The sequence below is a fragment of the Streptomyces sp. NPDC052042 genome, from assembly GCF_044548345.1.
Classification (GTDB): domain Bacteria; phylum Actinomycetota; class Actinomycetes; order Streptomycetales; family Streptomycetaceae; genus Streptomyces.
In genome coordinates this window covers 66,305-73,971 of the sequence record NZ_JBIUBU010000031.1, presented here as the reverse complement: position 1 = coordinate 73,971, position 7,667 = coordinate 66,305, and the positions used below count along the sequence as shown (strand labels likewise).

At 71.0% G+C, this 7,667-nt stretch carries 7 protein-coding genes and 1 pseudogene; 2 read left to right on the top strand and 6 right to left on the bottom strand.

Annotated features, from left to right (window positions below):
* Positions 1-360 precede the first annotated feature (360 nt).
* Entirely contained in the window at positions 361-1,113 is a 753-nt protein-coding gene (locus ACIHCL_RS32495; protein ID WP_399867653.1) for a hypothetical protein, read from the bottom strand.
* Between the two features lie 345 nt (positions 1,114-1,458).
* Here ACIHCL_RS32495 and ACIHCL_RS32490 point away from each other — a divergent pair, with 345 nt between their 5' ends.
* Both ACIHCL_RS32490 and ACIHCL_RS32485 read left to right on the top strand, forming a co-directional pair.
* Positions 1,459-1,791, top strand: coding sequence for a metalloregulator ArsR/SmtB family transcription factor (locus ACIHCL_RS32490; RefSeq protein ID WP_399867651.1), 333 nt, complete (start codon positions 1,459-1,461; stop codon positions 1,789-1,791).
* Positions 1,788-2,534, top strand: coding sequence for a DUF2071 domain-containing protein (locus ACIHCL_RS32485; protein WP_399867649.1), 747 nt, complete (start codon positions 1,788-1,790; stop codon positions 2,532-2,534). The genes ACIHCL_RS32490 and ACIHCL_RS32485 overlap by 4 nt, the downstream gene beginning before the upstream one ends.
* Positions 2,535-2,554: 20 nt before the next feature.
* On the opposite strand, the pseudogene ACIHCL_RS32480 reads toward ACIHCL_RS32485, so the two are convergent.
* The 5 genes and pseudogenes from ACIHCL_RS32480 to ACIHCL_RS32460 form a co-directional block, all read right to left on the bottom strand.
* Positions 2,555-3,184: pseudogene (locus ACIHCL_RS32480) on the bottom strand (aminoglycoside phosphotransferase family protein); the annotation flags it as partial.
* A 145-nt stretch (positions 3,185-3,329) separates the two neighbouring features.
* Positions 3,330-4,892: an aldehyde dehydrogenase (NADP(+)) gene (locus ACIHCL_RS32475; RefSeq protein WP_399867647.1), complete on the bottom strand. Its 1,563-nt coding sequence runs from the start codon at positions 4,890-4,892 to the stop codon at positions 3,330-3,332.
* Positions 4,889-5,770, bottom strand: a complete 882-nt coding sequence (locus tag ACIHCL_RS32470) for a fumarylacetoacetate hydrolase family protein (protein WP_399867645.1) — start codon at positions 5,768-5,770, stop codon at positions 4,889-4,891. Before ACIHCL_RS32470 ends, ACIHCL_RS32475 begins: the two co-directional genes overlap by 4 nt.
* Positions 5,767-6,651, bottom strand: a complete 885-nt coding sequence (locus tag ACIHCL_RS32465) for an SMP-30/gluconolactonase/LRE family protein (RefSeq protein WP_399867643.1) — start codon at positions 6,649-6,651, stop codon at positions 5,767-5,769. Before ACIHCL_RS32465 ends, ACIHCL_RS32470 begins: the two co-directional genes overlap by 4 nt.
* Positions 6,651-7,661 carry a zinc-binding dehydrogenase gene (locus ACIHCL_RS32460; protein ID WP_399867641.1) on the bottom strand — a complete coding sequence of 337 codons (1,011 nt, stop codon included), beginning with the start codon at positions 7,659-7,661 and terminating at the stop codon, positions 6,651-6,653. The genes ACIHCL_RS32465 and ACIHCL_RS32460 overlap by 1 nt, the downstream gene beginning before the upstream one ends.
* Positions 7,662-7,667: the final 6 nt, after the last annotated feature.

Genomic DNA, 7,667 nt, shown 5'->3' with positions numbered 1-7,667 from the left:
GTCGTGGCCGCCGGCCTGCTGCTCGTGGGCGCAACCCTGGCCCTCACCAAGCGCCGGCGTCGCACCTCCTGACCGGCCTGACCCTTGACCCGGTGGCTCGTGGCAGCCGGCCACGAGCACCGGCCCCGGACCTGAGACACACCCCGCACCACCCACACTGCGCCCCCTGCACCCGCGAGACGGGACAGGGGGCACAGTGCCGTCAAGGAGCACGAGGCCGAATTCGATCCTTGCGCGGCTGCATCTCCCAGGTGGCCAGGTGGTGGCTCGGGAGCACTGCAGGCCGGGGTCGATCTCGCGGGGGCACCAACGCTTCTCCGCGGCCTCGTCCAGGCGGCCTGTGGCCTGCGTCGCCCTGGGTCAGCGCCGGAGCTCTTGCCGACGGGTGAATTCCGCGGCCGGTTTGGAGCGCGGTTGGTGTGGTCTGCCAGGCGTGAGGCACCAGGTCCCGGCTTCCTGCCTGCAGACCGGGCAGGTCACGTCGTACACCTGCCACACGGTCCGGATCTCACCCCGCTGATTCTCCTGCTGTTCTTTCAGCTCCTCAATAATGGGCCGCAACCGATCCGCATGCGGCACTTGCCGTACCTGACCGGCGCGGCTCCCGTCGTTGATAACGCATTTCTGGCCGCGGTCCGCCTTGCAACACGGGCATGGTCTCGTGGTCCAGTACCCACGGCCGGCCACCTCGTGCGGTGACGCGCTCTCTCGTGCCTTGAGCGGCGTGGGTGTCCGGGGCGGGAAGGGCATGTAGAGGAGACGTTCACTCCACAGTTCGAGCCGGGCCTGCCGGTGCTCCCCGAGCTTGCCGATCGCGGAGGCTTCTTCAAACAGTTGCTGGACTTTGGGCTTCAGGAGTCGTGGGTCTGTGTTCGCGGGGATACGGCTGATGTCCTCAAGGAGGGCGTCCAGGCGCTTGGTCGCGGCCGGCACAGCGGCGGCCAGGTAGTCGGTGGCCGCGCGGACCGCCGTTTCCTCCTCCTCGGTCCGGTCGGCCTTGGTAGCTGTTTTGGCTTCCAGAAGAAGCGCTCTGACCTCCGCGGTCTGCTGATCGGCCACAGCCTGGTTCAGGCGAGAGAACAACGTCCGGCGGGCCTCGGCTTTCTTCTCCATCCAGAGGGAGGCGCTGCGCAGGGCAGCGTCCAGCCGATTCTGGAGTTGCGGGCGATCTCGATGCACACCGACTCCGCCGGGTCTGTGGACTCGACCCGGCGGGCGTAGAGCAATCGGCGCAGCAACTCCTGCGCCTGCACGTCCTGCGCCGGTTCCTCCTGCTTCTTTCCCGGAGTCCATCGGTGGGGAGGGGGCATGCTGCGGGCCTGGACGATCCGCTCGACTGCCGGAGTGGACAGCCCCCGTGGTCCAGTTGGCGGGCTGAGCCGAAGCGGTCAGACCGGCTGCCGACGGAGGGTGCGGGACCCCTTGTTAGGTACTTAGCTAAAGTGCTAAGTATTGGGTATGACAGAAGCTCAGGACGAGGCGGGAGCCTTCCGTGCTCTCGCTGATCCGACGAGGCGCCAGATTCTCGAGGACCTCAGAGGCGGTGAGCTTGCGGCCGGGGAGATCGCCGCTAGGTTCGCGATCAGCGCGCCCTCCATCTCGCGACATCTCGGAGTACTCAAGGGGGCCGGTCTGGTCACCGAGCGTCGGGAAGGCAACCGGATCTTCTACGCGCTGGCCGAGGACCGCCTTGCAACGTGTATCGGCCGGTTCCTCAGCGCGGTCTGCCCCGAGCAGATCGTGCTCCGCCACACCAAATGGCGCCCCGGGGCGCAGAGTGAGGGGTCATGAGACAGCCACGACTGGCCAGCGTCGTTGAACGACGGCTACTGGTGAACTACCGAGTCGCCCCGGATGTCGCGGCACGCCTGCTCCCCGGACCACTGCGCCCGCAACTGGTGCACGGCTACGCGGTCGCGGGCATCTGCGTGCTGCGCCTGGGAAGGGTCCGGCCCGCCTGGGCGCCGAAGGTGTTTGGACTGCGGAGCGAGAACGCGGCACACCGGATCGCCGTTGAATGGGACGGACCGGACGGCGTCGAGACCGGTGTCTACATCCCACGGCGTGACACCGCCTCGCGGCTCAACGCCTGGGCCGGAGGCCGCATTTTCCCCGGTGAACACGGCCGCGCCGACTTCGAGGTGCATGAGACGCCCGATGAGATGCGCGTCGCACTGGCGACATGGGATGGCGACACCCGAGTGGATGTCACCGTCGAGCTGTCCGACGAGCTGCGAGGCAGCGAGCTCTTCGCCGATCTTGCCGAGGCTTCCCGCTTCTTCCAAGAAGGGGCGAAGGGCTTCTCGGCCACCAGCTCCGGCCGTCACCTGGACGGCATGGAACTGCGGACCGACGCCTGGCGCGTGGAAGCCGGCCGGATTCGCTCCGCCGCATCGTCCTTCTTCGAGGACCCGGACCGCTTCCCGCCGGGGAGCGCAACCCTGGACTGCGCTCTGGTCATGCGCGACATCCCCGCCGATTGGCGGCCACTCCCGGCCATGCCTTCCGAGCGAGGTGCTCAACTCGCCAAGTGAAGTGCTCAGTCACATTGCCGCCCCTCAGGTAGCAGCACCCATGCGGCGGCGAGGTCCCACGCCGGATCGCCGGCGCACATGCTACCGAAGTCGACGATGCCCGAGAGCGTTCCGTCCGAGACGACGACGTTCGCGGGATGGAGGTCGCCATGCACCCACACCGGCGGACCCTCCCACGCCTGGGCCGCAACCGCGTCGTCCCAGACGGCCCGGACGTCGGCAGCGATGTCGTCGGGGGCGACGGCCTGGAAGAAGTTCTCGAAGCCGTCCGTGCAGTTCCTGGGATGGGCACCGCGGTCCGTAGCGATCGGCGCCTCGGCGGGCGCTTCCACATGGAGCGCCCGGAGGAAGCCCGCCAGCGTGTCGGCCGCGTGGGCGCCGCGGCTGATCGAGCCGTGGTCCAGCGGCTCACCGGGAACCCACGTCATCACGGTCCAGTGCTTGGGGAAGCGCTCGGACGGTTCGCCGAGCCGCACCGGGGTCGGCACCGGGAGCGGCAGGCGCGGGGCCAGCACGGGCAGCCACCGCCGCTCGTTGAGCTGGAGCTCCGGGGTGGGGTCCATGCGCTGCATGCGCACGGCCAACTCGTCCCCGAGGCGCCACATTTGGTTGCCCCAGCCGCCCGCCACCTCACGGATGGCCAGCCCTGCACGACCAGCGCCGCCTGACCGGCACCAGCGGAGTGGCCTTGGACCTGGACCTGCTCGCCTCAGGCGGCCGGGCTCGCTGCGTGTGCGACTCCCGGACCAGGTCGGCGGCCGGACGCAGAACCCGGCCGCCGGGCGCGTAACAGGGTCAGGGCAGGGGGACCTCGGCGCCGGCGGTGTCCGTCCCCTTCACGGCGAGGACTCCGTCCACGCGGCGGGGAACACCGAGCGAATTGTCGTCGCGCAGCTCGGGCGGGAGCAGCCGTTGCGGGGTGTCCTGGTAGGCGATCGGGCGTAGGAATCGCTGGATGGCGGAGGCGCCGACCGAGGTGTGTGCGGAGTCGGTGGCCGCCGGGTACGGTCCTGAATGGTTCATCGCCCAGCTCACCGCGACCCCGGTCGGGTATCCGTCGCACACCACCCGCCCGGTGCGCCGGGTGACAACGTCGATCACACGACGCGGGAGATCCTCCTCCCCCTCTCCCATCTGCAGCGTCGCGGTGAGGCTGCCGGGGAGACGGCCGAGCAGGGCGAGGAGTTCCTCCTCCGTGGTGTACTCCACCAGCACGGTCACCGGGCCGAAGCATTCCTCGGTCAGCGCCTCGCTGAACATCGCGCCAGGCACCCTCAGCACGGTGGGCACCGCCCTGCCGTCGAGGTCGCGCGGCTCCTCGGCTCCGGCCAGTACCTGGACACCCGGCTGCGCGGCGAGCTCCCGCACGCCTTCGGCGTATGCCGCCAGGATGTTCCTGGTGAGCAGTGTGCCGGCCGGCGCGTCGGCACCGCGTGCGGCGAGCGCCTCCTGCAGCGCCGTCCCGTGCTCGCCGGCCGGTACGAAGGCGAGTCCCGGTTTGGTGCAGAACTGGCCCATCCCGAGCGTGAAGGAGCCCAGCAGCCCTTCGGCGATCGACGCACCGCGTTCCGCGGCCCCGGCCGGGGTGACGACCAGTGGGTTGACGCTGCCGAGCTCTCCGAAGAACGGGATGGGCTTCGGGCGGGCGGCGGCCAGGTCGAACAGCGCCCGCCCACCGCGCACCGAGCCGGTGAAGGCGACGGCCGTGACGTACGGGTCGGTGACCAGCGCCACTCCGGCGGCCTGCCCGTGCACCAGGCTCACCGCGTCTGGAACCCCGGCGCGGGCGGCGGCCCTACGCAGCGCGCCATACGTCGCCAGCGAGGTCACCGGGTGGGCCGGATGCGCCTTCACCACGACGGGGCAGCCGGCTGCCAGCGCAGAGGCGGTGTCGCCTCCCGGAACGCTGAAGGCGAGCGGGAAGTTGCTGGCGCCGAAGACGGCGACCGGGCCACGCGGGACCATCATCCGCCGCAGGTCCGGGCGCGGTGGTACGGCCGCCACCTCGGGGTGGTCGATGACGACCCCGAGGTGGCTTCCCTCGGTGACGACGTCGGCGAGGAACCTGAGCTGGGCACAGGTGCGGGCGAGCTCCCCGGTGAGCCGGGGCAAGCCCAGCGCACTCTCCCGGTCGGCGAGCGCGAGGATCGACTCGCCGTCCTTCTCCAGCTCGGCGGCCATGTCGCGCAGCAGCGCCGCCCGGCCCGCGACGCCCAAGGCGGCCAGCGCCGATACGGCAGAATCGGCGGCCGCGCAGCGCGCCGCCACCTCGGCTGGCGTGGACTCGGCGCCGACCACCTCAACGACCTCGCCGGTGCGCGGGTCGACGGAGACAACGTCCGGCGTGGCGTGGTTCATCGCAGCGTTCCTTCCAGGGACTCCAGCATGGGCGCCAGGCCGCGGACCACGCCGTTGGTCAGGGTTCCGATCTCGCCGATCTCGATCTCCACGACGTCTCCTTCGGCGAGCGTGAAGGGAAGGTCCGGCACCAGGCAGGTGCCGGTCGCCAGCACGGCGCCGTCCGGGAAGACGTCGGCGGCGAACAGGTATCCGGCCAGGTCGTCAAGCCGCCGGTTCAGCTGCCCGGTGTCGGTCTCACCGGACCAGGTGACTGCGCCGTCGCGACGGATCGTCATGCGGATCGGCAGCGCGTAGGGGTCGGCGACCTCCCACACCGGGCGGATGGCCGGGCCGACCGCGCAGCCACCGAGATAGATCTTGGCCTGGGGAAGGTACAGCGGGTTCTCGCCCTCGATGGTGCGTGAGCTCATGTCGTCACAGATCGTGTACCCGACGATCTTGCCATGCGTGTTGAGCACCAGGGCCAGCTCAGGCTCGGGCACGTCGATCGTGGAGTCAGCCCGCACCGCGACCGTGCCGCCGTCGCCAACTACCCGCCAGGCGGCGGACTTGAAGAACAGCTCGGGCCGTGGCGCGTCGTACACCCGCTCATAGACATCCGCGGCGGCGGCGCTCTCGGCCATCCGCGCCTGGCGGGAACGGCGGTAGGTGACGCCGGCAGCCCATACCTCCATCCGGCCCTCGACCGGCGCGAGCGGCTCGGCCGGGCCGTCCGAGGGCTCGGTCAGGGACCGCTCGACGAGTTCACGCAGGTCGGTCAGGCTCAGGTGCAACAGCTCGGCCAGCGGCAGCGGCAGCGGATGGACCAGGCCGTCGTCCGCCCGCACCCCCGCCCGGATCTCGCCGTCTCTCGCGTAGCGCACGATATGTGTCATTGGTCAGCTCCATGGAATGGGGTGGCGGGACGGCCGGTGGTTGCGGGTTCGACGGCGAAGATCGACCCGGCCAGCGGCTGGGCGGCCAGCTCACCGGGGGTGAGCCGGTGGGCGGCGGAGGTCACGTACAAGACGTCACCGCCGGGGCCGCCGAAAGCGCAGCTGGTCACCTGGGTGACAGGGAGGCGGACGATCCGGTCCAGGACGCCGTCGGGGGTGTAGCGGCGGACCGTTCCGCCGCCCCACAGTGCCACCCACAGGCAGCCGTCGTCGTCGACCGTCATGCCGTCCGGCATCCCCTCGGTGGGGTCGATGGTCACGACCACGCGATGCGAACGCGGCTCGCCCGTCGCGGGGTCGAAGTCGTAGGCGTCGACCCGCTGGGTTCCGCTGTCGATGTGATACATCACGGTCCCGTCGGGGCTCCATCCCAGACCGTTGGACAGCGTGACCCCGGTCAGGACGCGAGCGACGCTCCTGCCGTCATAGCGGTAGAGGGCGGCGGCGCCGGGTTCGGCCTCGTACGGCATGGTGCCCGCCCAGAGCCGCCCGGACGGGTCGCACTTGGCGTCGTTCATCCGGTTGCCCGGACGGTCGGCCTCCACCTCGGCGACCATGCGGACGTCGCCTGCGGGCGACAGCATCGCCAGCCCGTCGCGTACCGCGAGGATCAGGCCGTCGTCGCCCGCAGGCACCGCGGCGCCGACGTGCGCGCCCACGTCCACGGCCTGGTCCACGCCGCCGACGGGGTCGAACATGTGGACCGAGCATCCGGTGACGTCCACCCAGACGAGCCTCCGCCGGGCCGCGTCCCAGGTCGGCCCCTCCCCCACGTCCGCGTTGCTCCGCAGCACGAGTTCGCCGTCGAGTTCGTTGACCATCAGACCTCCTCCTGGCCGCGCGGATCGATCGCGACCTTCACGACACCCTGATCGGGTACGGCGAGCAGCGCGGGCACCTCGTCCAGCGACGCCACGCGCACCGGTACGAGGGCCGGGTCGATCACCCCGGACGCGAGCAGCCGTACCCCGGCGGTGACATCCTCGTCCCACAGGTGCGCCGCCGTACCGACCAGGTGCTTCTCCTTGAGCACCACGTCGGCGAGGGGCACCGCGGCATCGCGGCCGGAGAACCCGACGATCACCACGGTGCCCCGGGCCCGGCAGTGCCGGATCGCTTCCGGCAGCAGGGAGGGCAGGCCGGTGCACTCGAACACCACGTCCGCCCCCCTGCCCTCGGTCAGACGGTCGATCGCGGCGGCTGTCTCCTCCGGCCGGACCGCCACAGCTCCGGCATGGCGAGCCGCCTCCCGGCGGAAATCGGCGGTCTCGCTCGTCACGACCTGGATCCCGGCGGCCACCGCCACCCGGGCCAGCAGCAGTCCGATGGCGCCCGCGCCGAGCACCAGCGCGGTGCCGCCGGTCACGTCACCGGCCTTGCGCAGCGCGCGTACCGCGACGGCGGCGGGCTCGGCGAGCACCGCCATCCGCGGCGGGACGTGGTCGGGAACGGGGACGCAGGTGGCCGCGACGGCGACCATGTACTCGGCCAGCCCTCCGTCGAGGTTGAGGCCGCGTACCGCCTGCTGCGCGCAGACCCCCTCCTGGTGCCTGCGGCACCACCAGCACATGCCGCAGCCGAGCACGACATCGGGGATGACCCGGGTGCCGACGGGCAGCCGACTCGCGTCGGTTCCCGGACCGTGCCCGGCGATGACGCCGACCACCTCGTGTCCGAGCGTCAACGGCGCCTGGGTGCCGGTCAGCGGGTGGGGCCTCTCCACGTCGATGGCGAGCGGTCCCTCCCGGTACTCCTCCACATCGGTGCCGCAGATTCCGCACAGCTCGACGCGGACCAGCACCTCCCCGGCCGCCGGAACTGGGGTCGGCATCTCCTC